Source organism: Paenibacillus mesotrionivorans, from assembly GCF_046098205.1.
Taxonomy (GTDB): domain Bacteria; phylum Bacillota; class Bacilli; order Paenibacillales; family NBRC-103111; genus Paenibacillus_AR; species Paenibacillus_AR mesotrionivorans.
In genome coordinates this window covers 49,103-75,282 of the sequence record NZ_JBJURJ010000011.1, presented here as the reverse complement: position 1 = coordinate 75,282, position 26,180 = coordinate 49,103, and the positions used below count along the sequence as shown (strand labels likewise).

At 56.8% G+C, this 26,180-nt stretch carries 19 protein-coding genes and 1 riboswitch; of the genes, 12 read left to right on the top strand and 7 right to left on the bottom strand.

Annotated elements, in window-relative coordinates:
- Nucleotides 1-62: 62 nt before the first annotated feature.
- Both ACI1P1_RS17140 and wsfD read left to right on the top strand, forming a co-directional pair.
- Nucleotides 63-950 (top strand): phosphatase PAP2 family protein, encoded by an 888-nt coding sequence (locus ACI1P1_RS17140; RefSeq protein WP_416217649.1) that lies wholly within the window; start codon nucleotides 63-65, stop codon nucleotides 948-950.
- Between the two features lie 6 nt (nucleotides 951-956).
- A complete protein-coding gene (gene wsfD, locus ACI1P1_RS17135; RefSeq protein ID WP_416217648.1) occupies nucleotides 957-2,405 on the top strand; it encodes a glycan biosynthesis hexose transferase WsfD in 1,449 nt (482 codons plus the stop codon).
- A 346-nt stretch (nucleotides 2,406-2,751) separates the two neighbouring features.
- Here the strand turns inward: wsfD and ACI1P1_RS17130 are convergent, their stop codons facing one another.
- A complete protein-coding gene (locus tag ACI1P1_RS17130) occupies nucleotides 2,752-4,938 on the bottom strand; it encodes a choice-of-anchor A family protein (protein ID WP_416217647.1) in 2,187 nt (728 codons plus the stop codon).
- Between the two features lie 214 nt (nucleotides 4,939-5,152).
- On the opposite strand from ACI1P1_RS17130, the gene ACI1P1_RS17125 reads away from it, so the two are divergent.
- The 3 genes from ACI1P1_RS17125 to ACI1P1_RS17115 all read left to right on the top strand — a co-directional run bounded on the left by ACI1P1_RS17125 (nucleotide 5,153) and on the right by ACI1P1_RS17115 (nucleotide 9,937).
- On the top strand, nucleotides 5,153-6,607 hold the full coding sequence (locus tag ACI1P1_RS17125) for a CAP-associated domain-containing protein (protein WP_416217646.1): 1,455 nt from the start codon (nucleotides 5,153-5,155) through the stop codon (nucleotides 6,605-6,607).
- A 68-nt stretch (nucleotides 6,608-6,675) separates the two neighbouring features.
- Nucleotides 6,676-7,182, top strand: coding sequence for a nitroreductase family protein (locus ACI1P1_RS17120; protein ID WP_416217645.1), 507 nt, complete (start codon nucleotides 6,676-6,678; stop codon nucleotides 7,180-7,182).
- Nucleotides 7,183-7,327: 145 nt separating this feature from the next.
- On the top strand, nucleotides 7,328-9,937 hold the full coding sequence (locus ACI1P1_RS17115; RefSeq protein WP_416217644.1) for an Ig-like domain-containing protein: 2,610 nt from the start codon (nucleotides 7,328-7,330) through the stop codon (nucleotides 9,935-9,937).
- 86 nt (nucleotides 9,938-10,023) lie between these two features.
- On the opposite strand, the gene ACI1P1_RS17110 is transcribed toward ACI1P1_RS17115, so the two are convergent.
- From ACI1P1_RS17110 to ACI1P1_RS17095, 4 genes are all read right to left on the bottom strand, one after another.
- The gene (locus ACI1P1_RS17110; RefSeq protein WP_416217643.1) at nucleotides 10,024-10,743 is read right to left on the bottom strand and encodes a glycerophosphodiester phosphodiesterase; all 720 of its coding nucleotides are present in this window, start codon (nucleotides 10,741-10,743) and stop codon (nucleotides 10,024-10,026) included.
- A 58-nt stretch (nucleotides 10,744-10,801) separates the two neighbouring features.
- Nucleotides 10,802-11,842, bottom strand: a complete 1,041-nt coding sequence (locus tag ACI1P1_RS17105) for a metallophosphoesterase family protein (RefSeq protein WP_416217642.1) — start codon at nucleotides 11,840-11,842, stop codon at nucleotides 10,802-10,804.
- A 147-nt stretch (nucleotides 11,843-11,989) separates the two neighbouring features.
- Entirely contained in the window at nucleotides 11,990-12,346 is a 357-nt protein-coding gene (locus ACI1P1_RS17100) for a PspC domain-containing protein (protein ID WP_416217641.1), read from the bottom strand.
- Between the two features lie 3 nt (nucleotides 12,347-12,349).
- Nucleotides 12,350-12,535, bottom strand: a complete 186-nt coding sequence (locus ACI1P1_RS17095; RefSeq protein ID WP_416217640.1) for a hypothetical protein — start codon at nucleotides 12,533-12,535, stop codon at nucleotides 12,350-12,352.
- 463 nt (nucleotides 12,536-12,998) lie between these two features.
- Nucleotides 12,999-13,210, top strand: a riboswitch (cobalamin riboswitch).
- Here ACI1P1_RS17095 and ACI1P1_RS17090 point away from each other — a divergent pair.
- The 6 genes from ACI1P1_RS17090 to nrdF all read left to right on the top strand — a co-directional run bounded on the left by ACI1P1_RS17090 (nucleotide 13,199) and on the right by nrdF (nucleotide 20,516).
- Complete coding sequence (locus ACI1P1_RS17090; RefSeq protein WP_416217639.1) at nucleotides 13,199-13,393, top strand: hypothetical protein; 195 nt, start codon at nucleotides 13,199-13,201, stop codon at nucleotides 13,391-13,393. (Overlaps the previous riboswitch by 12 nt.)
- 13 nt (nucleotides 13,394-13,406) lie before the next feature.
- Nucleotides 13,407-15,728 (top strand): anaerobic ribonucleoside triphosphate reductase, encoded by a 2,322-nt coding sequence (locus ACI1P1_RS17085; protein WP_416217638.1) that lies wholly within the window; start codon nucleotides 13,407-13,409, stop codon nucleotides 15,726-15,728.
- A 45-nt stretch (nucleotides 15,729-15,773) separates the two neighbouring features.
- Nucleotides 15,774-16,322 carry an anaerobic ribonucleoside-triphosphate reductase activating protein gene (gene nrdG, locus ACI1P1_RS17080; RefSeq protein ID WP_416217637.1) on the top strand — a complete coding sequence of 183 codons (549 nt, stop codon included), beginning with the start codon at nucleotides 15,774-15,776 and terminating at the stop codon, nucleotides 16,320-16,322.
- A 97-nt stretch (nucleotides 16,323-16,419) separates the two neighbouring features.
- The gene (gene nrdI, locus ACI1P1_RS17075; RefSeq protein WP_416217636.1) at nucleotides 16,420-16,815 is read left to right on the top strand and encodes a class Ib ribonucleoside-diphosphate reductase assembly flavoprotein NrdI; all 396 of its coding nucleotides are present in this window, start codon (nucleotides 16,420-16,422) and stop codon (nucleotides 16,813-16,815) included.
- A gap of 583 nt (nucleotides 16,816-17,398) precedes the next feature.
- Nucleotides 17,399-19,483, top strand: a complete 2,085-nt coding sequence (gene nrdE, locus ACI1P1_RS17070) for a class 1b ribonucleoside-diphosphate reductase subunit alpha (RefSeq protein ID WP_416217635.1) — start codon at nucleotides 17,399-17,401, stop codon at nucleotides 19,481-19,483.
- Between the two features lie 43 nt (nucleotides 19,484-19,526).
- A complete protein-coding gene (gene nrdF, locus ACI1P1_RS17065) occupies nucleotides 19,527-20,516 on the top strand; it encodes a class 1b ribonucleoside-diphosphate reductase subunit beta (protein ID WP_416217634.1) in 990 nt (329 codons plus the stop codon).
- Nucleotides 20,517-20,644: 128 nt separating this feature from the next.
- Here nrdF and ACI1P1_RS17060 read toward each other — a convergent pair whose 3' ends face one another.
- Nucleotides 20,645-21,505, bottom strand: a complete 861-nt coding sequence (locus tag ACI1P1_RS17060; protein ID WP_416217633.1) for an aminoglycoside phosphotransferase family protein — start codon at nucleotides 21,503-21,505, stop codon at nucleotides 20,645-20,647.
- Between the two features lie 40 nt (nucleotides 21,506-21,545).
- Nucleotides 21,546-22,361, bottom strand: a complete 816-nt coding sequence (locus ACI1P1_RS17055; RefSeq protein WP_416217632.1) for an AAC(3) family N-acetyltransferase — start codon at nucleotides 22,359-22,361, stop codon at nucleotides 21,546-21,548.
- Nucleotides 22,362-22,644: 283 nt separating this feature from the next.
- Between ACI1P1_RS17055 and ACI1P1_RS17050 the strand changes: the two genes are divergently transcribed.
- Complete coding sequence (locus ACI1P1_RS17050) at nucleotides 22,645-26,118, top strand: sugar-binding protein (protein WP_416217631.1); 3,474 nt, start codon at nucleotides 22,645-22,647, stop codon at nucleotides 26,116-26,118.
- Nucleotides 26,119-26,180: the final 62 nt, after the last annotated feature.

The window sequence follows — 26,180 nt, the reverse complement described above, 5'->3', positions numbered from 1 at the left end:
CATTTTCCTCTGCAGCGTTAAAACCGTCTTCGTCCCATAGATCTCTGTGGAGCCGCATCTACTTGCCTTTGCTGTTTGTGGGAGCGGCCGGTGTCATTTATGCCATTACCAGGGTGCAAAGCTGGAGCTGGCTCTGTGTGCTGCTGTTGGCGGCCGCCTTAATCGGCGTCCGGAAGGATACCCGGGCCATAAGCTGGATTCATTATTTACCGGCGGGACTGCTGACTCTGACGGCCTTCTATCTGATCTACCAATACGCCAATCCCTTCTGGCACAGGGTGGTGGGCTGGCAGACGGAATCGATGCGCCATATTTTCAACTGGAACGATTGGTTTGGCCGGATTCCGGGCAATGACGCTGCGTTTATGCGGGTGTGGCAACCCTGGTGGCTGACCCGGTATATGCAGTGGGTGTATTCGTACGGCTTTACGCTGTCTTATTGGATCTGCATTATCCGTGCATTTTTTACCAAGGATGTGACCCGGCTGGGCCGTTATGCGCTGGCGGGTTACCTCTTGCAGGTGCCGCTGATCCTGCCCTTCTACAACACGATTCTTCTGCAGGAGGTATGGTATGTGCAGGGCACACCCGATCTGCTGGAGCGGATGATGAGCCCGGAGGTGGCGTACCAGACGGTGCTGAACTGTTTTCCCAGCATGCATACCTCCATTGCTTTTGCGGGGCTGCTCTTGTCACTGCGGGAAAAAAGCCGCTGGTACAAAACGGTGCTTAGTGTGTATTGTATCTCCATCATCATCTCTACCATGTATCTGAAAATTCACTGGACCCTGGATGTAGTGGGCGGAATGCTGTTTGCCGCAGGCTGCGTCTGGCTGGCGGACAGGATGGTGGGTTCGCGGGCGTTTCGTGCATTTACGGTCAAATTCGAGGGTCTGGGACAACGCCTGGAGCGCAGGATGTTTCCTGCAGCCGGGGAAGGGGGGGACTGACGCAAGATGCGACGTTGGTTAAAAGTAGAATATATCGTAGCCCTTGCTGCCGCGGTTGTGCTGGCTTGGCTGTTGTTATGGAAGCCGGTTATCGGAATGGCGGATAACGGGGACTTCCTCCGTATTATGGGAACGGTGGGGCTGGATTACACGGATCCTTCCTTACCCTATGAGCAAAAATATTTCGGCTGGTTCATCCGGGAGTTTGCCATGAAGGAGATGGGGTTGGGCGGTTATGTCAGCACCTCCCTGCTGCCTGTGATGATCGGAAAGCTGCTCTGCCTGGTTGTGGGCAAGGAGCTGTTCGATATGCGTGCGGTGGCCATTGTGTACGGGGCGCTGTTTGTAGCCGGTGCGTGGCTATTGCTTCGTTACTGCAAGGGAAGGAACGTCTGGGGGAACGCGCTGCTTGGCATTCTGTTTGTGGTGATGTTCGCCGACGTCGGTTATACCGCTTATTATAATTCCTTGTTCAGCGAGCCTATGGCCTACGTGGCCATGCTTCTTACGCTGGGGTTTGTGCTGGCGCTCTTGCGGGGGGCCCAGCCTATGAGCCTCTATCTCTGGGGTTTTGCCATTTCGTCGGTGCTCCTGATCGGCGCCAAGGTGCAGAATGCTCCGGTGGGGATTCTGCTGGCGCTATTGTGTCTGCGGCTGGGGACCCTGCGCAAGGGCGGGGGCTGGCGGAGGAAGGCCGGTTGGCTGGCGGTGGTGCTGGTTGCCGCTTCCGCGGCTATCTACTTTTCCTTGCCCAAGGAGATCAAAATCATCAACCAGTACCAGACGGTGTTCTTTGGGGTGCTGAAGGGTTCGGAGAATCCCGCGGCGGATTTGCGGGAGCTGGGATTGCCGGAGAAGCTTGCGGTGAATGCGGGGACCAACTATTTTGAGCCGGCGCCTATTGACCAGCATGATCCTGTATTCGCACAGGAATATTACCCGGCGTTCAGCCACTTAAAGGTGGGATTATTCTACCTGAAGCATCCCGGGCGGTTCTGGGATAAGCTGGAGATTGCCGGGGAACACGGAATGACCATCCGGCCGTATTATTTGGGCAGCTTCGAGCAATCGGAGGGGTTAAAGTCCGGGGAGGTTTCGTACGCCCTCAGTCTGTGGAGCGAGTTCAAGCACCGGGTGCTTCCTAATAAGCTGTGGTTCATTCTGCTGGTGTTTGTGCTGTATTATGTGATGCTAATCCGGCGGTACCTGAACGCCTTCCGGCTGCGGGAGCGGATCCGGCTGGAGGTGCTGGCGGGGTTGGGGCTGGTGGCCTTGTTCCAGTTCGTGACACCGGTGGTCGGCGACGGGGAGGCGGATCTGGCCAAGCATCTGTTTGGGTTTAATGTCTCCTTCGATTTGATGCTGTGGTTCGGCGTGCTGCTGCTGCTGGAGCATTTGCCCGGGTGGCGCCGCGGGGCGGGAGAACGGGCTGATGGCGGTACAATCAAGAGATAGTTTTCAGTAATAAAACAGGCGGACACGACTGGAGAGTCGTGATCCGCCTGTTTTTTGTATTTGTGGTAATTGCCGGTGCGGCTTGTTTCCTCCGCGGCGGCGGGTTGCCTGGGGTAACGGACTTAGGAGACCTTATTCCGCGGAAAACAGGGGGTTGCGCTTAGTCGCGGACTGAGGAGCCGTTATGTTGGTGAAATCAGCCAGTATGGCGGCCGATACGGCCATATAAGGGCTCCTGTGTCCGTAAGATTCCTGGATCCGCGGAAATCGGGCAAATAGCGGATCGTCGGTCCATTTCGTTTCGTCACCCGGTAATCATTAGGAAAAATATTCCTGAACCTTCGGATTATTTGGATTTCCGCGTCCGGATGATGCCCAAGCCGGAAACGAGCATCAAAAATCCGGCGAACAGGTAGGGAACCCGGCTGGTTTCCCCGGTTTGGGGCAAGGTGCCCAGCGGAATGGCATCCTCCAGAATCAGCTCTTCACCGGCTTCCTCGGTTTGTGCCGGGGAAGGGGAGGGCGAGGCTTGCGGAGAAGGTGCGCCTCTTGCGACAAGGTCATCGGCAATTACAATTTCTCCATCTGCTTGCGAGGCGGCTGCCGGAGTCGGAGACACGGTTGCTGCAGGCGTTACTGTTGCAGAAGGCCTGGGAGTTGCGGTCGGTGTAACACTTGGCGACGGGCTGTTTCCTCCCAGCGGAGTAGTTTCTTCAGGAATTTCAACCGTATCATCAGGATCCGGAGTAGACACCGGAGTCGGAGACGGCGTCGGTGTCGGTCCAACAGACGGAGACGGAGTCGGCTCGGAAGACGGAGACGGTGTCGGCTCGGAAGACGGAGACGGAGTCGGCTCAGAAGACGGAGACGGAGTCGGCTCAGAAGACGGAGACGGAGTCGGCTCAGAAGACGGAGACGGTGTCGGCTCAGAAGACGGAGACGGAGTCGGCTCGGAAGACGGAGACGGCGTCGGCTCAGAAGACGGAGACGGTGTCGGCTCAGAAGACGGAGACGGTGTCGGCTCGGAAGACGGAGACGGTGTCGGCGTTGGTGTCGGCGTTGGTGTAGGCGTCGGTGTCGGCGTCGGTGTCGGCGTCGGTGTCGGCGTTGGTGTAGGCGTCGGCGTCGGTGTCGGTGTTGGAGTCGGTGTCGGCGTCGATGTCGGAGTAGGTGTCGGTGTCGGTGTCGGTGTCGGCGTCGGTGTCGGTGTCGGCGTCGGCGTCGGTGTCGGCGTCGGTGTCGGCGTCGGTGTAGGTGTTGGCGTCGGTGTAGGTGTAGGCGTTGGTGTAGGCGTCGGCGTCGGTGTAGGTGTCGGTGTAGGCGTCGGCGTCGGTGTAGGAGTCGGTGTAGGTGTAGGTGTCGGTGTCGGCGTCGGTGTCGGTGTAGGCGTCGGCGTAGGTGTCGGTGTCGGCGTCGGTGTAGGTGTAGGCGTCGGTGTAGGTGTAGGCGTCGGTGTCGGCGTCGGTGTAGGTGTCGGCGTCGGCGTCGGCGTAGGTGTCGGCGTCGGTGTCGGTGTAGGCGTCGGTGTAGATGTCGGCGTCGGTGTAGGTGTCGGCGTCGGTGTCGGCGTAGGAGTAGGAGTCGGTGTAGGTGTAAGCGTCGGCGTAGGCGTCGGTGTAGGTGTCGGTGTAGGTGTCGGTGTAGGTGTAGGTGTCGGTGTCGGTGTAGGCGGCTTTGGTTCCTCCGGTATGGTGCCTTCAAATGGATAGTGATGGGTTTCGCCGGAGGAGCCTTTCATGGAGCTGGCGATAACCGTCCCGTTGATTTGTCCATTGGAGAAGGACAGGTCCGCCCAAGGCGCAAGCACGGAGCCCCGGATTTGCAGCCCGGACATGGAGATGGTTTTGGCTTCATAGAAGTTGTACAGCACGTAACGTGCCCGGTTGGAGTTTTGGTCCAGGGAGGGCATTCTGGAGATGCTTTCGCCGCTTACATTTACAATGACGGTAGCGCCGTTGGGAATGTTTTCGATGTTGAAGGTATGGGAGGAGGCAAGCATGCTGCCCGGCACGGCAAACACGGTAGCGCCGGCATTGGTACCCTTCAAGGTAATGGTGCCGTAGCTCTCCAGGGTAGTCCCATTGGCAGTAAGCTTGGATAGGTCTGTAGACAGGGTCCGCAGGTGTGTAAAAGCAGCGTCAAAATCAATGGGATTGTCCTTGCGCCATGTGCCATAACGAACAGTGACGCTGTTGTTCAACTTTCCCCCGTATACGGCATTTCCAAAAAAGACCTGCCCGCCGTTGTAGTTCACATCCCCGCCAGCAACGAATACATCCGTTCCGTTGGCAGATGAATCCAGCTTGTCACCCACGCCGAAATTGCTGAGGGTGGCATTCCCTCCCACGGCCAGTCTGCCCTCTGTATCCGAGGATTGGTTGATGTTCCCAAGCAGGAAGATATTGAAGTCCTGGGCAATACCAAGCGGCTTCGCCGTAGAGGCTGCCCCGCCTTCGGCCCATACTGCAGGGACACTGCTGAACATTAAAGCCCCTGCCAGAAAAACATGCAGCACACCTTTCATTTTCTTCATCGGCCTTCCTCCTTCCAAATAATTACAATCCGCACTAATGTTCTTAATAAAGAATAATTCTAATTCTAGCATCCTGCTCTGAACAAATACTGAACATCGAAACCTGGGTAAAACGGTAAAAATTTGTTGAACTTTTCCGACAAAAGTTCCTATTCACTCTATCAACCGATATACTAATATAGAAGAAGCCAAAAAACTTGAAGGAGTGCCGCATATGTTTATCCGCCTCAAAGCCATCGCAGCCAAAACGGCACTTACCCTCTGTGCCATCATGCTCCTAACGCCAACCCATGCAGGTGCCGCAGGAACGAATAACGGTGCTTTTACCGATATCAAGCAGCATTGGGCCCGCCAGACCATTGAGTGGGCAGCCTCCCAAGGCATTGCCGACGGGTATGAAAATGGTGCCTTCCAGCCGGACGGAAAGGTATCCGAGCCGGAATTTCTTGCTATGCTGATCAGAACCCTTGGGCCCGGGGAGGTTTTGGCGGGTGCCAGTGATCCGTGGTACAAGCCATATTATGTGTATGCACAAGAGAAGCATTGGATGCTAACTCAAGCCTCCGGTGCTGATTCCTATAACCGCGGGCATGTGGCCAGGCTGATGGCATCTGCCCTGGGACATACGCTGCCCCTGACAGAGGCGGTACAGTACCTTTTGGATGAGGGCTTATCCCAAGGCAAATATGCTGCTTCCGTGGAGGGGTATGCCTCCGAAGAGTCCTTGACCCGGGCGGAGGCGGTTCAATTCCTGCGCAATGCCAAGGAACAGGGACTGGTGTTGAAGGCCGCTCCGGAAGCACCCGCAGGACTCCAAAGCGGGCTCCAGGCAAGAGGTATTTCTCTGGGGGATTCGGCGGCCTATGTACAGGCCGTATTGGGAGAACCCGACCGCAAGGATGCCAGTATTTACGGTTTTGAATGGCAGGTTTTCAGCCGGGATCTCCGGCAGTATACCTTGGTTGGCCTCCGGGACGGCAAGGTAGCCGGGCTGTACACCTCGGGAACCGATTGGCTGGCCCCCGGCGGAGTAAGCGCCAACAGCAGCAAGGCCCAGGTAACGGGCAAGTGGGGAGAGCCCCTTTCGCGTATATTGAAGGGAAATACGTGGTATTCGCTGCAAAATGCAGGCTACTCCCAGGTGTTCGAGCGGGACGACGCTTACGTTACCTTCTATTACGACCTGCAGAATGAGGGGCAAATCAGCGGGATGAAGCTGGTAGCCAAGGCAGAGGAGGAACAGGCTGCCTCCCGGAACGGGCAATCCGGAGACTTGCTCAGGGAGGCCTTCGAGCGGGAAACCCTGGATCTGGCCAATGCCGAACGGGTAAAGCGTGGACTTGCCGCTTTATTATGGAACGATACGGCCGCTGCGGTAGCCAGAGCACACAGCTCCGACATGCAGTCCAATGGATATTTTGCCCATGACGACCAGAGCGGACGTATGCCTTGGGACCGCGCGGAGGATGCGGGACTTTCTTACCGCCTCTTCGCCGAGAATATTGCGGCAGGCCAGACGGATGCGCTGGCGGCCCATTACGGCTGGCTGAATTCCACTACCGGCCACCGGGAGAATCTGTTGGGGAGCAATACCCATTTTGGAGCGGGAGTGGCATTTGGAGGCAAATTCGGCGTTTATTATACGGAAAATTTCTATACCCCGTCTTGAGGTTAGTCAGGTCAGGCCGTTTGAACGCAGGCCGACCGGTCGTTTATTCGCAGCATGGAGGGATTCTAGTGTGCAGTATATTGGAGGTTTTCCGAAACCGTTACAGCTGCCGCGCCTATAAGGCGGATCCGGTAGAGGAGGAGAAGCTGGCTGTGATCCTGGAGGCCGCCCGGCTGGCGCCCACCGCAGCCAACCGGCAGCCTTTCCGGCTGGTGGTAGTGAAAACAGAGGGCCGGCAGGAGGAGCTGCGGCGGATTTATCCGAAGGCGTGGTTTGTCCAGGCGCCCCTCATCGTTGGTGTATGTGCACTGCCCAACAAAGCATGGGTCCGGCGGGACGGCAAAAACTATGCGGATGTGGACGTGTCCATCGTCATGGACCATATGGTTCTGGCTGCTTCCGCACTTGGCCTGGGCACCTGCTGGGTGGGTGCCTTCGACGCCGGTATCACCCGGGAAATCCTCGGGTTAGACCCGGAGCTGGAGCCGGTTGCGTTCACACCCTTGGGGTATCCTCTTGATGCCCCCGCAGCCAAGGTGCGCAAGCAGCTGGAGGAGCTTGTGCTTTACAGATAGTCCTCTCCGGCGGACCTCCGTTTTTTTCGTTCAGCTTTGTAAAAGATGTGTAAAAAGCCTAATCCGGGGCCAGCCCGATTCCGATAAAGAAAGATGTGGAAAAAAGCCGGATGCTGCAACACGATGACGAAAGGGAGATGAATTCATGCAATTGAAACGGGTCATGCTGGTTATGCTGTTGCTTGCCCTTATAACCAATACTATCGGCCTTGGTGCGACAGCCGCAGTGGCTGCCACTACATCAGAAGAAATTTCCAGCCTTGTGCTGAACAAGAATGAATTGACTATGGAAGTGGGCAGTACCGCTGCGCTGACGGCTACCGCGGTCTTTGTCAACGGCTCTACCTCTACGGTAACGGTTAAGACCGAATGGAATTCGGGCTCTCCCGCAGTGGCTTCGGTTTATGCAGGGACTGTTTCGGCCAAGTCCGAGGGCAAGGCAGTTATCACCGCCACGTACCTGGGACAGACCGTAGTGGTGAATGTAACCGTTGTGAAGCGTGTGCGCACACTGGTGAAGGACAAGCAGACCGTAGATTTGCGCAAGGGGGAAGACGAACAGGTCACCCTGACCGCCTATTATGATGATGGAACCACCGAGGATGTAACCAAAAAGGCTGAATGGAACAGCGATTCCAGCTCCGTTGCAACAGTAGTCAACGGCTTGATCAAAGGCCAGAATTCAGGCCGGGCTGTGGTCACGGCAGCATACAATGGCCAATCCGTTTCCATCCCTGTCGATGTTGAGATTGTGAAGCGGATCGATTCCAACAAACGGGAGCTGTCTCTTCTGTTGAAGCAGAGCGAGAAGCTTACGCTGACCGCCACCTATCCGGATGGCAGCACAACGGATGTCACCGACCTGGCGGAATGGGAATCCAAGGACCCGGATATTGCCGATGTCATCAAGGGCGAGGTTAAGGGCTACGGCTCCGGCCAAACCCAGATTACGGCTACCTACGGCACCAAAACCACCACCATCCGGGTGGACGTGGACCTGGCGGTAAAGCTGAGCTTGAACAAAACCAGTCTCTTCCTAAAGAAGGACACCTCCGAGGATCTGATTCTCACCGCTACCTATGCGGACGGAACCACGGACAAGGAGCTGGCTTCCCGGGCAACCTGGACCACCAGCGATCCTGCAGTAGCTACAGTCACCAAGGGTAAAATTATTGCCAACGGCACAGGTGAAGCCACCATTACCGCTACCTACGTGGACAAAACTGTATCCGTAACAGTGGATGTGGGCGTGGCCCGGCTGTTGACTGCAGATAAGGAGGAGCTGTTCCTCCAGGCGAACCAAACGGACAAGCTGAAGCTGACCGCTACCTATGCCGACGGCAAAACCGAGGATGTAACGGAAAAGGCGGACTGGGCTTCAGCCGACTCCTCCATTGCTTATGTGCAGAAGGGTTCCATTACCACCTATAAAGCCGGCAAAACGGAAATTACTGCTACCTATGGCGGCAAAAGTGTCAAGATTGCCCTGTCGGTGGATGTACCCACCAAGCTTTTGCTCAGCGCCACCAAGGTTAACTTCCAGATCGGCAGCACGGAAAGCCTGAAGCTGGAGGCATTGTTCAGCGACGGTACCCAAACGGATGTGACCGGCTTGGCCAAATGGAGTACCAGTGATGCCGCTATAGCCGATGTGACCAAGGGAATTGTGTCGGGTATCGACACGGGGGTCGCGACGATTACTGTGGAATACGGCACCCGCAAAGCAACGGTGACCGTCTCCGTTGGAGTGCTGAAGAGCCTGACCAGCACGAATGAACAGAAGCTGACCTTAGCCAAGGGGGATACCCGGGATCTGAAGGTTGCCGCCACCTTTACCGACAGCATCAAAAAGGATGTGACCGGTGAAGCGGTGTGGGCCAGCAGCAATGCCAAGGTAGTCACGATTGATGAAAACGGCCATCTGATTGCCGTTGCATCAGGGACTGCTACCGTTACCGCCACCTTCGGGGGCAAAACCTGCGAGTTCGACGTGCAGGTGGATACCGCTCAAACCCTGACCGCAAGTCCCACAGTTCTGGTTTTCGATTTGGGCGAGGTGAAGAGCATCGCGCTTACAGCCAAGGACCGGGACGGCAAAACCACCAATGTGGCGCCAACGGCTGAATGGAGCACCAGCAATGCCTCCATTGCTACCGTGGATAAGGGTGTCGTTACTCCCGTTGCCCGTGGCAAGGTGACAATCACCGCCAAGTACGGCGGCCAATCCGTCTCTGTCACCGCGGAAATCGGTGTGGCCCAGGCGCTGAATGCCAGCAAGCGGGTCATCAACATCAAGTCCGGAGAGAGTGTGCAGATCACCCTCAGCTCGCAGCTGTCCGACAACACGAAGAAGGATGTGGATGCTACCGCTGCTGTGTGGAAATCCGGCTCCTACAATGTGGCGGACGTGGTAGACGGCCTGATCACCGGTATGGGACCGGGCACTACGACAGTAACGGCCACCTTCGGGGGCAAAAGCGTCTCCATTACGGTAAACGTGGACACCTTGAAGTATCTGCAGACTGACCATGTTCTGGTAAACATGAGCGTCGGCTCCACCATGAAGGTGAAGGCAACCGCCACTTATGCGGATCAAACGGAGGAGGATGTCTCCGTAGCGGGCCTCTGGACCACCTCCAACATTAAGGTAGCGGATGTGAAGGACGGTGTCATCCGTGCCATCGGCAAGGGCAAGGCTACCATTACCATCACCTTTGCCAAAAAGAAAACGTATGTCTATGTAACCGTAAATTAAGCAAATTAGCCCATAAAAGAAGCCCCCGGTCCATAAAACCGGGGGCTGTTTGCTATGTCCGCAAAAGCTGGCTGTATCGCTCATATCTACCCCCGAAGGGCCTTGAATTTGCAAGGGTAATTGGTGATAACGGCGTCCACACCGGCAGCGGCCATCCGGCGGTAGTCCTCATCGCTGTTGACGGTCCAGGGGCGGACCTTCACCCCTGCCATATGGGCATTCATGACAATTTCAGGGGTGACGGCCAGGTAATGGGGATGAAGGCTGCGGGCGCCCACGAAAGCAGCGTATTCCCAAGGTCTGTACAGCCCTTCGGCGTAGAGGACTGCCGATTCTATATCCGGTGCCATCGCTGCCAGCCGCGCGACACTGTAATGGTTAAAGGAGGAGAGCACAATGCGCTTTTCCATGCCGTACTGCCGGACCATTCGTACAACGAGCTCTTCCATACCCTCATAAGGAACAATGCCGTTCTTCAGCTCAATGTTCAGCTCCAGCTGCGTTGGGGCCAGAAGCTCCAGCACCTGGGCCAGCAGCGGGATACCTTCGCCCATGTATGCCTCCTGGCCGAAGGACGCATCCAGCCCGCGCAGCTCCTCCCAGGTCCGGCTGTACACCGGTCCCGTGCCGTCGGTGGTCCGGTCCAGGGTTTCATCGTGAATAACCACTACCTGTCTGTCTGCGGTGAGCTGTACGTCCAGCTCGAGGCCCTCAGCACCTTCCTCCAGGGCCAGACGGAAGGCGGCCATGGTGTTCTCGGGTGCGTGGCCGGATGCCCCGCGGTGGGCGTAAATCAAAGGGTACATTGCGGTTCCTCCTTTAGGTACGGGATTCACTTGCTATGGATTGGGGCGCATACACTCCCTACGCCAGCGGAATGCTCCAGTCGGCAGCGGCTATCCACTCCTTCTTGGAGAATTCCCGCCCTCTGATATCTACCGCCCCCTCATACACCTGAATAAGCAGGCCTTGGGACAGCTCGCCGCGGGTACGGGTGACAGAAGCGTTCATAAACCAGTGGAAGCTCTCCTTGGTATACCGGTTGGGCAGATTCAGGTCCTGATGGGTATGCCCGGAGAAGACGAACAAATTGGGGTAGGGCAAAAGAAGCCTGCGGAACTCGGTGGCGCGGATAAGCCGGTGGTTGCCGCCCTCAGAGCCGATGGCGGGCAGAGGCTGATGGATAAAGATGAGAGCGGGGCTGCCGTCCGCATGGGGCTTCAGCGTCTCCTCCAGCCAAGCCAGCTGCTCATCGGAATACCAGGCTCCCTCCTGGACATCCGGCTTCTCCTGGACGTAGGCTTCCTGGGAAACCATAATCAGGTGCACACCGTTCACCCAGGCATCCGCATAGGGCTTATCCATACCCATAAATTTCTGGAAGCGGTCCCTGGCACCCTTGTCGGTTTTGCCGTTGGGCACCGTTTCGGTGCTCCAGGCGCCTTCCTTGGTCAGCCAGATATCGTAATATTCATGGTTGCCCATATTGCCGTACAGCGGCGGCAGCTTGTATTGGTTGAAGGTGGTCCGGAGCAGCTTGTAGTCCAGCTCCCGGGCATAGGTGGTCAGGTCCCCGCCCAAAACGATGGCGTCGGAGGTTTCCTTCAGAGAGGTCAGATCCTTGAGGGCGGTGTGGACCTTGTCCACAACAGGCTGGGAATCGATCATGTGGATGTCGCTGAGCAGAAATACAGTGGCCAATAGCTTCCCTTTTTCCACGGGTGCCGCAGGGGCTGGACTGGAGGTGGGGGAGGCAGAGGGCTGCGCTGCTTCGGGAGTAGGTGCTTCCGCGGCGTTAAGCGGCGGTGTTCCACCATCCATGAGCTTGCGCATAAACACCGACCCGGATGCTGCCACAAGCGCAATGCCGGCCAGGAGCCACTTGACGAAGCTTCTTCGGTTCATAGGTGATCGGTGCCTCCTTGCCTTTGCAGGCTGTAGATAGTTCTATTTTACTTGCTAAGCAGACGCCAGGCAATTGAAACAGGAGACACCAAAAAGAGTCCCCCACACGCTTGGATCGCAAGCATGGAAGGACTCTTATCGGACAGCTTATTCTGCCCGCTCATACGCATCCAGACGGCTCCGGAGCTCCCGGATCTCTCTGGACAGGATTTCCTTTTCCTTGCTCCAGGAAATCTCCGGCACCGCTGCCGGTGCAGGCTCCCGGGTGTCAAAGCCGTATGCCCGGGAGGAGGGCACATACATGTATGCACCAGCGGGCATGGCGTCTTCAACGGGAAGCAGCATAGCCGCAATGACATATACCAGCAGGAGGAGCCCGCCGGTGAAAATAATGCCAACGGTAACAAAGGCCCGGACCCAGGCGGAGTTTACCCCCAGGTTAGCTGCGATCCCTCCGCATAGCCCAAACAGTTTTGCATCTGTTCTCGAACGTGCCAGCTTCATGATTTAGGCCTCCAATTCCAGCGGATTTTTGTTCCGGAGCAGGGACAGCCCGTATGCGATGGCGCCTGCTGCCGCAGCGATGGCGATGATGCCGCCGAACTGGCTGAGCAAAGCCACGCCCAGTATGCCTGCAAGAAGAAGGGAGACAGTCCGGGCCCGATTACGGCTTGGTTTTTTCATTTCTGACATAAGGGATTCTTCCTTTCGATACGCCCCCGGTTCGGGAGAAATCCGACGGCGGTATTATTGGTTTATTCTTTTATGTATTTTTGAAGGCGAGAATGGTTCGCGCTGTTGTGCTTGATACCTTTATGGTAATGGAAAACCGGTCCGGCCAAAACCGTCCCGGGCAGGTAATTGGCACTGGACCTAAGGCGGGGGCTCCCTCAAACCGGGGGCGGTTCAAAAAAAATTTTTGGTGTTTTTTTGAAGCGTTTTAACCCTCCGCGAAGCCTTTATTTTGGCGGAAATTAGGCCGAAAATGATGTGGGCAGAGGGGGCTGGAGGAGGCTGAAAACCGTCTTTGGGGCCAAAAAAGGGGAGGACAATCCTCTTGGAATTTGCTATAGTCCATAGGTAGGCTTTTTGCTAGGGTGCTATTTATGCATTGACAAAACACCAATATATTGATTAGAATTTGATAAGTGACCACAAGATATAGTTTTGATCAGGTATTCGGAGGGTAAGTATAGACTAGCAAGCTCTTCGAATCTAAGAGGGAAGCCGGTGCCAAGCCGGCGCGGTCCCCGCCACTGTAGCGGTGCTTAAACCGACTGGACTTTTTGCCACTGGCGTACTGCCGGGAAGGCGTCCTCGGAGCTCATGCACCGGAGCCAGGAGACCTGCCTGATCATGAGCATTTTTTACCCACGGAGGATGGGGCGGTGTTCGAATACCCAGGAAATTCCTGCAGGCATTCCGGACGGGATGTGCTGCATCATCCAAAGCGTATTCGCGCGTCTTTCGTCTCCTTCCGGCAAGAAGGAGTCGGGGGGCGCCTTTATTTCCCCCTATACGGCAGTTTATTCCTACTACATATCACACTAGGAGATGTTGGAGCTTGATTACCACTATTCGCAAAAGAGACGGCCGTGAGGCGCTGTTCGCCATCGACAAAATCACCAACGCGATCATGAAGGCCACTTATGCCACCAAGGAAGCCGATCCGGCGCAGGCAATGAGCTTGGCCATGAAGGTGATGCAGAGTCTGGAGGGCAAGGATGGCGCTGCCGTTCCGTTCGTGGAGCAGATTCAGGACACCGTGGAGGAGGTTCTGATGAATGAAGGGCTGGTCCACACGGCCAAGGCCTACATCCTCTACCGGGCGGAGCGTTCGCGGATCCGGGAGATGGACACGCGCCTCATGAAGGTGTTCGAAGAAATTACCTATCAGGACGCCTCTAACAGCGAGATCAAGCGGGAAAATGCCAACATCGACGGCAATACCTCCATGGGCACTATGCTCAAGTACGGCTCGGAGGGTGCGAAGCAGTTTAATGAGCTGTTTGTACTGAAGCCGGAGCATGCCGCCGCCCACAAGGACGGGGATGTGCACATTCACGATCTGGATTTTCTGACCTTGACCACTACCTGCTGCCAGATTGACATCGAGAAGCTGTTTAAGAGCGGCTTCGGCACCGGTCACGGCCAAGTGCGTGAGCCCAACGATATCCAGAGCTATGCGGCCCTGGCCTGCATCGCCATCCAGTCCAACCAGAACGACCAGCATGGCGGCCAAAGCATTCCCAATTTCGACTACGGTCTGGCAGCGGGTGTAACCAAAACGTATTCCCGGCTCTACCGCAGCAACCTGCTGAAGGCCCTGGAATGGCGCTGGAGTGTGGATGCGCAAGGGCTGGAGCGACTGGCTGAAGCCTTCGGCGCATGGAGTGCAGACGGATCGGTTTTCCCCCGGATGAACCGGGATGAAGCCGAAGCGGAGCGGGAGTTTGCCCTTCTGGCCGAGATTCTGGGCAGCCCGGCGGCAGCAACCGAGGCTCAGGCGATGGCCGTGCGCCAAGCTATGGCGGAGACTGAACGCAGCACCTACCAGGCCATGGAGGCGCTGATTCATAATCTGAACACCATGCACAGCCGTGCCGGAGCGCAGATTCCCTTCAGCTCCATCAACTACGGCACCGATATCAGCCCCGAAGGACGGTTGGTGGTGATGGGCATTCTCCATGCCACCGAACGGGGATTGGGCAACGGCGAAACGCCGATTTTCCCGATCCAGATTTTCCGGGTGAAGGAAGGCGTGAATTACAACCCTGGAGATCCCAACTACGATCTGTTCCAGCGGGCCTGCCAGGTCAGTGCTAAACGGCTGTTTCCGAATTTCTCCTTCCAGGACGCACCGTTCAATCTGGAATTCTATAAGGAAGGCTCTCCGGAGTCCGAGATCGCCTATATGGGCTGCCGGACCCGTGTGATCAGCAATGTCCATGACAAGGACCGCCAGATTACCTTCGGCCGGGGGAACCTGAGCTTCACCACCATCAACCTGCCGCGTCTGGCGCTGGAGCACCGTGGGGATGTAGAGGGCTTTATGGCGGCCCTGGAGCAAAAGATGGAGCTGGTTATCGAGCAGCTGCTGGAGCGTTACGAAATTCAGGCCCGCAAGCGGGTGAAGAATTTCCCGTTCCTGATGGGCCAGGGGGTTTGGATCGACTCCGACAAGCTTTCCCCTGACGATGAAATTCGCGAGGTGATCAAACACGGCTCCTTGTCGGCAGGCTTCATCGGGCTGGCGGAGTGCCTGAAGGCTCTCATCGGCAGCCATCACGGCGAATCCGAGGAGGCCCAGGAGCTGGGAATCCGGATCATCAAGCATATGCGCCAAAAAATGGACGAAACCGCAGAGCGCACCAGGATGAACTTCTCCCTGCTGGCGACTCCGGCGGAAGGAACGGCAGGCCGGTTCGTGCGGATGGACCGCAAGCGCTATGGCTCCATTCCCGGCGTTACCGACCGGGATTATTACACCAACAGCTTCCATGTGCCGGTGTATCACGGGATTACCGCTTTTGCCAAGATCCGCAAGGAAGCTCCGTATCATGCATTCACCAATGCAGGCCACATCACCTATGTGGAGCTGGACGGCGATCCGGTGCATAACCCGACGGCTTTCGAAACCGTCATCCGGGCTATGAAGGAAGCCGGCATCGGCTACGGCTCGGTGAACCATCCGGTAGACCGGGACCCGGTCTGCGGCTACACCGGCGTCATCGGCGACCGCTGCCCGCGCTGCGGACGGCGTGAGCATGAGGGGCCGGTAGGCTTCGAGCGGATCCGGCGGATTACCGGATACCTGGTGGGCACCCTGGACCGGTTCAACGACGCCAAACGGGCCGAGGAACGGGACCGGGTGAAGCATCTGTAAGATGTACGAAGAGAAAACTGATGAAGGCTCTTAGGAGGCACCAACATGGAAAGGCAAATCGGCATGCTCCGGCTGGCGGGAATCGTGCAGGAATCCATCGTGGATGGGCCGGGCATTCGAATGACGGTATTCGGGCAGGGCTGCCCCCATGCTTGTCCGGGCTGCCATAATCCCCATACCCACAGCTTTGAGGGCGGCACACTCCGCACTGTGGAATCGATTCTGGCGGAGATAAGGGAGAACCCCCTGCTGGCGGGCATAACGCTAAGCGGCGGAGAGCCCTTCGGGCAAGCGGTGGAATTCGCCCGTCTAGCCCGGGGTGTGAAGGCCATGGGCCGATCGGTGATCACCTACACCGGCTACACCTTCGAGGCGCTGCTGGCCCAGGCGGACCGCCATCCCGGATGGCGGGAACTGCTTGCCGCCAGCGACTATCTGATGGACGGGCGCTTCATTGAAGCGCGGCGCACCTATGACCTTCCCTTCCGGGGCTCGGATAACCAGCGGTTTCTGGACGCTGCCGAATCCATGCGCCAAGGCCGGGCGGTTTCCGCCGAAGCGGTGGTGGGCACGCTGGCTGTATCCACGGCCTAAATGATCCCCCAAAAGTGACGTGAAGCTCTGAAGCGGAATCCGATACCTTTTGGGGGAGCCCCCGGTAAACATATCTTAATCAAGAGGAGGGACAGCGATGCTGATCGTATATGATTCCCGGACCGGCAATGTCCGGCGTTTCGTCAACGGATTGGGACGGAGGGCAGTAGCGGCGGCAGAGGCAGGGGAGCTCCAGGAGCCCTTCGTGCTGGTGACCTACACCACGGGCTTCGGCCAGGTGCCGGACAGCACAGCGCGCTTCCTTCAGAAGAACGGCCACCGTTTGGCGGGCGTCGCCTCCAGCGGCAACCGCAACTGGGGGGACGGCTTCGCCAAAGCGGCGGACCGGATCGGCGCCCAGTACCGGGTGCCGGTGCTGGCCCGGTTCGAGCTCTCCGGCACCGCCAAGGAGGCGGCGCAGTTCCTGGAGGAGCTGGACCGGCTGGCGGTAACAGCGGATGTGCAGCGCACCGTGCAGACGGGCCGGGTTTAAACGAGTTTGTTTGGATTCGCGGTGATCCGGCCGCCTGCGATTTCGCCGCATTTGGGCTATCCCGCACACTGCCGGATTTTTAACGGAAGTGAGCGCCCTTATTTGCTTCAAAACAGGGCTGCTGGAATTCTAACGGAAGCAGGAGACGTTAATTGCACAAATCAGGGCCTCCCGGAGGCGATTTGGCCCCAATAGCGGCTCTGGCCGCCGTTAGAATTTACGAAGTGGCCAAAACCCGGAAATAACGGCGCTCACCGCCGTTAGAATCTGCCATAGCCCAGCGGCCAGCATCGGAAGTGAAAATGCCGGGTCCAGGCGCAACATTTTGCCCAAAACCCACCCATAATTTCTCCCGGCTACTGCCGGAGATAGATACGGCCTGCGGAATACAGCAGTATTCCACGGTCCCCTGCGAAACGCAACAGCATTTCCACACTCATTATTGTTCTTGCACGGGAGCTTCGACTAACACGACGTTTCCCCTACATATATACCTCCCCAACAGCCAAAACCGGGGAGTATCACACCCTTGACTGAGAACCTTTCTCACACTCGCATACGAACTAAAGGAGGCGGAAGCCAGATGCGCTATTTGGAGTTGAACAATCAGCTGATGCAACGGGATGCCGACGGCTTCTTCCGTCTGGATAAGGACCGCGAAGCCGCCGATGCTTTTATGGAGGAGGCTGCGGCCCGGAGCAAGACCTTCAGCAGCACCGCCGAAAAGGTTCGTTACATGATCGACAACGACTATTATGAGGATGTGTACGCCCACTATTCCGAACAAGCGGTAGAGGAGGTCTACGCCCTGGCCCACAGGTACGACTTCCGCTTCCCTTCTTACATGGCGGCATCCAAATTCTATACAGATTACGCCCTGCGTACCGATGACCGCTCCGTCTATCTGGAGCATTATCCGGACCGTGTGGCCATAGTCGCCCTCTATCTGGGCCGGGGCAGCAAGGAACTGGCCCTGCAGCTCACCGCTTCCATGATGGAGCAGCGGCTGCAGCCTGCCACCCCCACCTTCCTCAACGCCGGCAAAAAACGCCGTGGCGAGATGGTATCCTGCTTCCTTTTGGAAATGGACGATTCCCTCAACTCCATCAACTACGTGCTGGGCACCTGTATGCAGCTGTCCAAAATCGGCGGCGGCGTAGCCGTGAACCTCTCCAAGCTGAGAAGCCGTGGCGAACCCATCAAGGGTGTGGAAGGGGCGGCCAAGGGCATTATGCCCGTCCTGAAGCTCATGGAGGATGCCTTCTCCTATGCCGACCAGATGGGGCAGCGCAAAGGCTCCGGCGCGGCGTATTACAATATTTTTGGCTGGGATGTACTGGAATTCCTGGACAGCAAGAAGATCAACGCCGACGAGAAGATCCGTCTCAAAACTCTCTCCATCGGTCTGATCGTCCCGGATAAGCTCTATCAGCTGGCAGAGGCGGATGAACCGCTGTACGTCTTCGCCCCGTACACCGTTTACAAGGCTTACGGCAAATACCTGGATGACCTGAACCTGGATGACATGTACGAAACCCTTCTGGCTGACGACCGGGTGAAAAAGAAGCGGATCATGTCCGCCCGGGAAATGCTGATCAAGATTGCCGCCACCCAGATGGAGTCCGGCTATCCGTACATCATGAACAAGTCCAACGCCAACCGCAGTCACGCGTTGTCCGCTTTGGGCACCGTGAACATGTCCAACCTCTGCACGGAGATTTTCCAGCTGCAGGAGGTTTCGGAGATTGGCGACTACGGCCATCCTGACTTGATCCGCAAGGACATCAGCTGCAATCTGGCCTCCCTGAACATCGCCAACGTGATGGAGACGGGCCTTCTGGAGCGCTCTGTCCGGGAGGGGATGCGTGCCCTCACCGCTGTCAGCGACATGACCACGGTAGCCAATGCCCCCGGTATCGTCAAGGCCAACCAGGAGCTGCATTCCGTGGGTCTCGGTGCCATGAACCTGCACGGCTTTCTGGCCAAAAGCCGGATCGCCTACGAAAGCGCGGATGCCCGTGAGTTTGCCCGCAGCTTTTTCATGATGATGAATTATTATTCGCTGGCCGAAAGCATGGAGATTGCCCGGGAGAAGGGCGAAACGTTCCATGGGTTTGAGAAGTCCGATTATGCTACAGGATCCTACTTCAAGAAGTATCTGGAGACGGACTACCGTCCAACCAGCGCTAAGGTGAGGGCTCTGTTTGGGCAGATGCCCATCCCGTCCCCGGAGGACTGGCGGCGGCTGCAGGAGCAGGTGCGGACCCACGGGCTGTACCATGCTTACCGGCTGGCGATTGCGCCTACCCAGAGCATCTCCTATGTGCAAAATGCCACCTCCAGCGTGATGCCCATCGTCTCGCCTATTGAGACCCGGACCTACGCCAACTCGACCACCTATTACCCGATGCCCTTTTTGGCCCGGGACAATATTTTCTATTACAAGTCCGCGTATCAGATGGACCAGTTCAAGGTGCTGGACCTGATCGCCGAAATTCAGACCCATGTGGACCAGGGGATTTCTACAGTGCTGCATGTAAACAGCGATATTTCTACCCGGCAGCTGGCCCGGTACTATATTTACGCCGCCCGGATCGGCCTGAAATCTCTCTACTACACCCGCACCAACATGCTGTCGGTGGAGGAGTGCATCGCCTGTTCCGTGTAAGACAGAAGGGCAAGCCATTTTTTATGAAAAAGGGGGAAGCAGCATGTGCGCCATTAAAGCGGTCAACTGGAACCGCCCGGATGATGATTTTACCCAGGTATTCTGGAGCCAGAATATTATGCAGTTCTGGACCGACGACGAGATTCCCCTGTCCGATGACAAAATGTCCTGGATCACGCTGAGCAAGCCGGAGCAGGATTTATATATGAAGGTACTGGGCGGGCTGACCCTGTTGGATACGGTGCAGGGCGGCGTGGGCATGCCGCAGATTCTGGAGCATGTGGAGGGGCTGCAGCGCAAGGCGGTGCTGGGTTTTATGGCCATGATGGAGCAGATCCACGCCAAGTCCTACAGCAGTATTTTCACCACGCTGGCCTCCAATGAGGAGATTGACGCCATCTTCGAATGGGTGGAGCAGCATCCATGCCTCCAGTACAAGGCGGAAACCATTTCGGCCTATTACAAAAATATCACGGATGCACGCGGCCTCTACTTGGCCATGGGCGCGTCGGTGCTCCTGGAAAGCTATCTGTTCTACAGCGGCTTCTTCTACCCCCTCTACCTGGCGGGTCAGGGCAAAATGACCTCCAGCGGCGAGATCATCGACCTGATCCTCCGGGACGAAAGCATCCACGGGTTGTATGTGGGTGTGCTGGCCCAGGAGATTTACGCCGGGCTGCCTGCTGAAGAGCAGGAGTCGGCTAAGGCGGAGCTGCTGGAATTGCTGCGCAAGCTCCATGCCAATGAAGAGCGGTATACGGAGGAGCTGTACGACCCGTTGGGGCTGACGGAGGAGGTCAAAACCTTCCTGCGCTACAATGCCAACAAGGCCATGATGAACATGGGACTGGAGGCGCCATTTCCGGAGGAGGAGATCAACGCTATCGTCCAGAACGGCATCCGGACCCAGACCAAGCAGCATGACTTTTTCTCCAAAAAAGGAAACGGCTACGTCAAGGCGCTTAAGGTGGAGCCCTTGGCCGACGAGGACTTCCAATTCGATTGGCTGTCGGAAAAGGCTGGAGTCAATTAGGCGAAACATAAAAAAGGGCGGTTGGACCGCCGGAGCTTCCCATTGCGAGGGATGTCCGGGGCCAGCCGCCTTTTTTGGTTGTGGCGAGGTGGTTAGGCAGGTTCTGCTTGTCCAAATCTACCGCTTGATCAGCCGCCGGATGTCTCCAGCTCTTTCAAGCGTGTGCGGACCAGTCCGGCCAGCTGTGTTTTTTCCTGGGCAGGCAGCCATTCGATCAGACGGGCGGCAGCAACGGGAAGCATCCACTGCTCCAGCTCACTGCGGCTTATGCCGGAAAGCTTCAGGTAATGCTCCAGATACGTACGGGTCAGGCGTTTGCGGACCATCCCGATGACGGTGTTGATCCATTGGGGGGTCCCGTCGGGTAAGCTTCCATGCTGCAGCATCAGCACCGTTCTTGCGGCATCCCCGGCAGGGCTGCCCGATACGGCAGTGGCCCAGTCGATGATAAAAGGCTGTGTGCCCAGAAGCACATTATCCGGGTGGAAATCCCCGTGACACAGCCGGTTTTCCTCCGGCAAGGCTGCCGTATAGCGGATAATTCGCTCCTTTTCCGTTTCCGTCAAGACTGGCGCTTGCCGGATAGAATCCGTGAGGGCAACCTTCATAGAGCGGAATGGCGAGGTCTCGTCAGTCGGAATACGGTGAATCTCAGCATGCAGGGAGGCCAGCAGCCGGGCGCCCCGTTTTTGGAAACCAGGCACAAGTATCCGTTTCATGAGGGTAGGCCCTTGAATGCGTTGGAAAACAATGGACAGCCCGGCTTCTTCCTCTAGAAGCTGGAAGGCGCGCGGCACGGAGAGACCCTGGCGGTACACCCAATCGCTTGCTGCAAACTCTGCGCGGATCCCATGTTGGGGAAAGCCGCTTCTAAAACGTTTCATTATGCGGTCATTGCCCAATGCCATGACCTGCGCGGTTCTTCCATTGCCCACAACAGCGTGGGGTGAAGATACGCTTTTGTCAGCGGGGCGTTTTGCGGTTTCCATAAAAAATCCTTCTTTCTGTTTAATAAGAAGCAAACATGGCCTAGTCCACAGGACCGGACCGGTTCAGATTCAGCCAATCCACCGCATAATCCACTAATGGACGTTGGGGCAAAAGTAAGGCCTGGGCATGAGCGATCCGGCCTTTGCAGACTGTTCCGCCTGCGCGTTCATAATCGCTGCCCAACGCCTCAAAATCCGAGGAATCCCAATCCAAATCGCGGAACGTCACCCACTGGCGGACTCCATTCACCAGCATGGGCGCCTTGTTGTGAACGACTGCGTTTGCCCGGTACCGGGAGCGGGCTTCCGCCAGGTGCAGGGAGGTGTTGTTGCCGTGACCCACTCCCAGAAGCAGGATATGGCCGTCCAAGCCGTACAAGCGGGCAAGAGGGGAGTCCTCTCCCAAGCCGTAATCCAGGCTGTGGTTGCCGGTCACCTCTGCAGCACGGCGTCCCCAGGCGGCGAAGGACAGATGGGGGTGGCTGCTTCGGCGGACACCCTTTTGCTTGCGAAAGCATTCCGGGATGGCGCCCATTTTGTAGGTGGGGGAAAGGTCCGGGTCGTAAGCGGGCATTGTCCGGCGGATGGGGTCCCACCAGGCTTCCCGTACAGGGGGGCAGCGCCATCCGGCAGGATCGGTCAGTTCTCCCGTATGTGTGGGCATCACCAGCGTGCCGGAGGGGCCAAGCGCAGCCTCCAAAGCCAAAACCACCGCCGCCGGGCCTCCCGCCACCCAGCCGCCCAGAGCTTTCATGGAGGAGTGGGCCAACAGCGTCATGCCCGGCCGGACCCCCAGCTGCTCCAAATCCCCGAGAAGGATTTCGGTTGTAATCAGATCACCTTGAATTTCTTCCATATTCGTGCTCCCTCAGCCGTGCTCCAATCTATTTCTCTCATTATAGCAAAAGATGGATGCCTGCCATACGGGTAATATGGCGGTTTTAGGGGATGTAGGGGGACCAAGGGGCTGTTCACAAATCTCGCCAAAAGATAATAACCATCACAAAAAATAAAGATAAACATGCACCAAAAATATATACGGGAGCAAAATGTAGTGATTTCTCATCCGGTTGCCGCATGGTACGTTAGGGCAGCAGCCTATCGGGGCTGCCAAAAAAATGATGAAAGGGGTATTCATAATGTCCAGAAGTAAGCGAAGTGGTGCAGCGGCTTTTATGGTAATCGTATTTCTTATCAGTCTCCTTTTCCCCGGAAGTTTTCACGCGAGCGCACAGGAAGAGACCAATCTGCTGGCGAACGGCGGCTTTGAGTCCGGGTTATGGGGAACAAAGGCAGGATCGGCCCTTGATTCGGCGGTGAAGCACAGCGGAAATCAGAGCGCCAGCATGACGGGAACGGCAACAGGACAATACCTGGGCAGCGGACTGATCCCTGTTCAAGCGGATGAAGTGTATGAGCTGTCCGCCTGGATCAGAACAGCCGACATATCTGCCCTGGATGCCGCGAGTGTAAACATTCTGATGGTGGATGGAAACAACAACGCTTTGGGCTGGTACAACAACACCATGAAGCTGATTAAAACCGGAGGCAGCCAGGAATGGACGAAGCATACGGCGGAATTTAGTTCATTTGCAAATGGAACCGCTTACATCAGAATCTATGTCCGGTTGGACGGAAATGTCACAGGCACGGTCTGGTTTGACGACATTACCGTGAAGCTATCCAACAATTTGCTGACCAATGGCGGCTTCGAATCAGGCTTGTGGGGAACAAAGGCAGGGTCAGCTATCGATACGGCTGTGAAGCACAGCGGAAACCAGAGCGCCGGTATGACAGGCACGGCAACGGGACAATATCTGGGCAGCGGACTGATCCCCGTCCAAGCGGACGAGGTTTATGAGCTGTCCGGCTGGATCAAAACAGCTAACGTATCTACGCCGGAGGCGGCAAGCATCAACATTTTAATGGCCGACGCCAATAAAAACTCTCTGGGCTGGTACAGCAACAACATGAAGCTGCTAAAAACGGGAGGCAGCCAGGATTGGACGGCATATATGGCGGAGGTGGCCCAGCTTGTGCCTGGCACCGCGTACATCAGAATCTATGTCCGGCTGGACGGGAATGTCACGGGCACAGCCTGGTTTGATGATATTACCTTTAAGCAGAAGGATCTGGTTATGGAGGTTAGCGGTCCGACGGGCAATATTTTTTCCGGCAATGAATCGGCTCTATTGAATTTGATCATGAAAAACTCCACGGCTCAGGACAAGGCTGTTCATGTGGTCTACCGGGTAAAGAATGACGGCGGCGCCCTGCTCACAACCGGTAGCTTTGACGCCAACGTGGCAGCGGGAACGGTGTTCAGCCAAGGGGTGGACGTTTCATCTGTAGCGGCGGCGTATGGCTTATATACTCTTGAGGTCCAGGCCACAGGGGACAGCGGAAATATCGACGTGGAGGGGCAATTCCCCTTCAGCCGGGTGGCCGCTTCGCCGGGAGGCGCACAAGACAATATATTCGGCACAGCCATTCATCTGATGGGTAAAACAGATGCAAGCCTGGTGGATACTTATCTCTCGCTGATCGCGCAGACGGGCATCAAGTGGGTGAGGGAGGATGCCCGCTGGGCAAACGCGGAAACTGTCCAGGGGCAAATCAGCATCCCGGCTTCCTGGGATATGTTTGTCGATACGGCCTTGTCCAAGGGCCTCAGCCCCTTGTTGATTGTCGACTACGGCAACCCGTTTTATGACGGGGGCAATGCACCCCATACCGATGAGGCAATTGCCGCCTATGCCCATTACGCCGGGGAGCTGGCCGGGCATTTTAAGGGCAAGGTGGATCATTTTGAAATCTGGAACGAATGGAATATCGGAGGCGGCAACCCTGACCGGCTTCCCCCGGAGGCATATGCAAAGGTGCTTCAAGCGGCATACACCGCCATCAAGACGGCCAATCCGGATGCCGTGGTCATTGGCTGTACAACCTCCGGCGCGGATGCCGAATGGATCGGGAGAGTATTGGCGGCCGGCGGCTACAATTATATGGATGCCGTCTCCATCCACCCCTATACCTATCCCGTTAACCCGGATGACGGAGGGTTCATCGCCGGTCTGCATTCGATTAACGCGCTGTTTCAGCCTTATGGCCCGGCCAAGCCCATCTGGGTGACCGAAATAGGCTGGCCTACCAGTGAGGTCATAACACGCGGCGTAAGTGAACGGCTGTCGGGGGCCTATGCCGCCAGGGCGTATACGCTGGCATTAAGCAGCGGGCTTGCGGAGAAGGTCTTTTGGTATGATTTCAAAAACGATTACAAGCCGGAGACAAGTCTTGAGGGACATTTTGGCCTGGTCAGAGGGGATCATGAGGCAGTGCCTTGGTCCGCCAAGGCCAATTATGCGGCTTACCGCGCCCTGACCGGCAAGCTTGCGGGAGCAGATTACGTGGATGCCTATCCTGCGGGGGACCAGGTGCAGGCGTACCGCTTCCACCGCAGTTCGGACGGCAAGGATGTGCTGGTGCTGTGGAGCAAAAAGGATTCCAAAAGCCTCCTGCTGCATCTCGGGACCGCCAGCGCCATTTCCTTCGATATGTTCGGCAATGGCAGCAGCTTGACTGCAGCCGCGGATGGAACGATGACCGTGCCGATGTCGGAGGAGCCTGTATATGTAGAGGGGAATTTCGCCCAGAGCATCGAGGTGAAGGACCCTTACCATATCCAGGTGCTTCCGCAGCTGACGGAAACAGCAGCAGGAAAGCAATGGAATGTGAATATTGCCGTCAGCAATCATTTAGACACAGAACTATCCGGCGTACTGCAAATACTGGATTCCTCCCCATGGGAGCCGGGCAGCGCAGAACAGCCGTTTACCATTGCGGCCAATGATTCGGCAACCGTTTCATTTGCGTTTCCGGGAGCTCCGGAGGGGAAGCTGTATGATCTGAAGATTAAAACCACCCTAAGCAATGGAGCTGCTGCTGTTGTGGACCGCCGGATTAGCTTTCTCGCCGCCTCGGAGGCCGCTCAGCCGCCGATCATTGACGGGACTCTGGCGCAGGGCGAATGGGCCGCAGCCATTCCCTTCTCCATCGATCAGGCTGCACAGGCGCAGATGAACGGGTGGGGCGGAGCCTCCGACCTAAGCGGCACAGGATATATGCAGTGGGATGAGGAGCGGCTCTACCTGGCTGTTGCGGTCAAGGACAATGTCCATGTGCAAAATGGCACAGGCAGCGATATGTGGAAGGGTGATAGCATCCAATTCGCCCTGGACCCCGGCAGAAAATCGGAATTGCCCGTGCTTGGGTATAATGAGCTCGGCGTGGCGCTGAACCGGAGTACCGCCAGCGTCATCCAGTGGCGTTGGACTGCCGCGGTAGGAGTGGCAGGCCTTGGTAATGCGCAATTTGCGGTTACCCGGGATGACGACAGCGGCACCACAACCTACGAAATGGCGATTCCGTGGAACGCGTTGCTGCCGGCCGGAATAACAGCGGCTCCGGGAGCGGATTTTGGATTCTCTATGCTGATTAATGATAACGACGGCTCCGGTAGACGGGGCTGGATGGAGTATATGAGTGGGATTGGTTCGTCCAAGGACCCGGACGCTTTTGGAGATCTGCTTCTGGTCCAGACCCCTGGTCTGTAAAGTCACTGCGCCGTCTTCGACGGATAGAGGCCTCTAGCGGCCCCGCTGGAAGGCTCAACAAT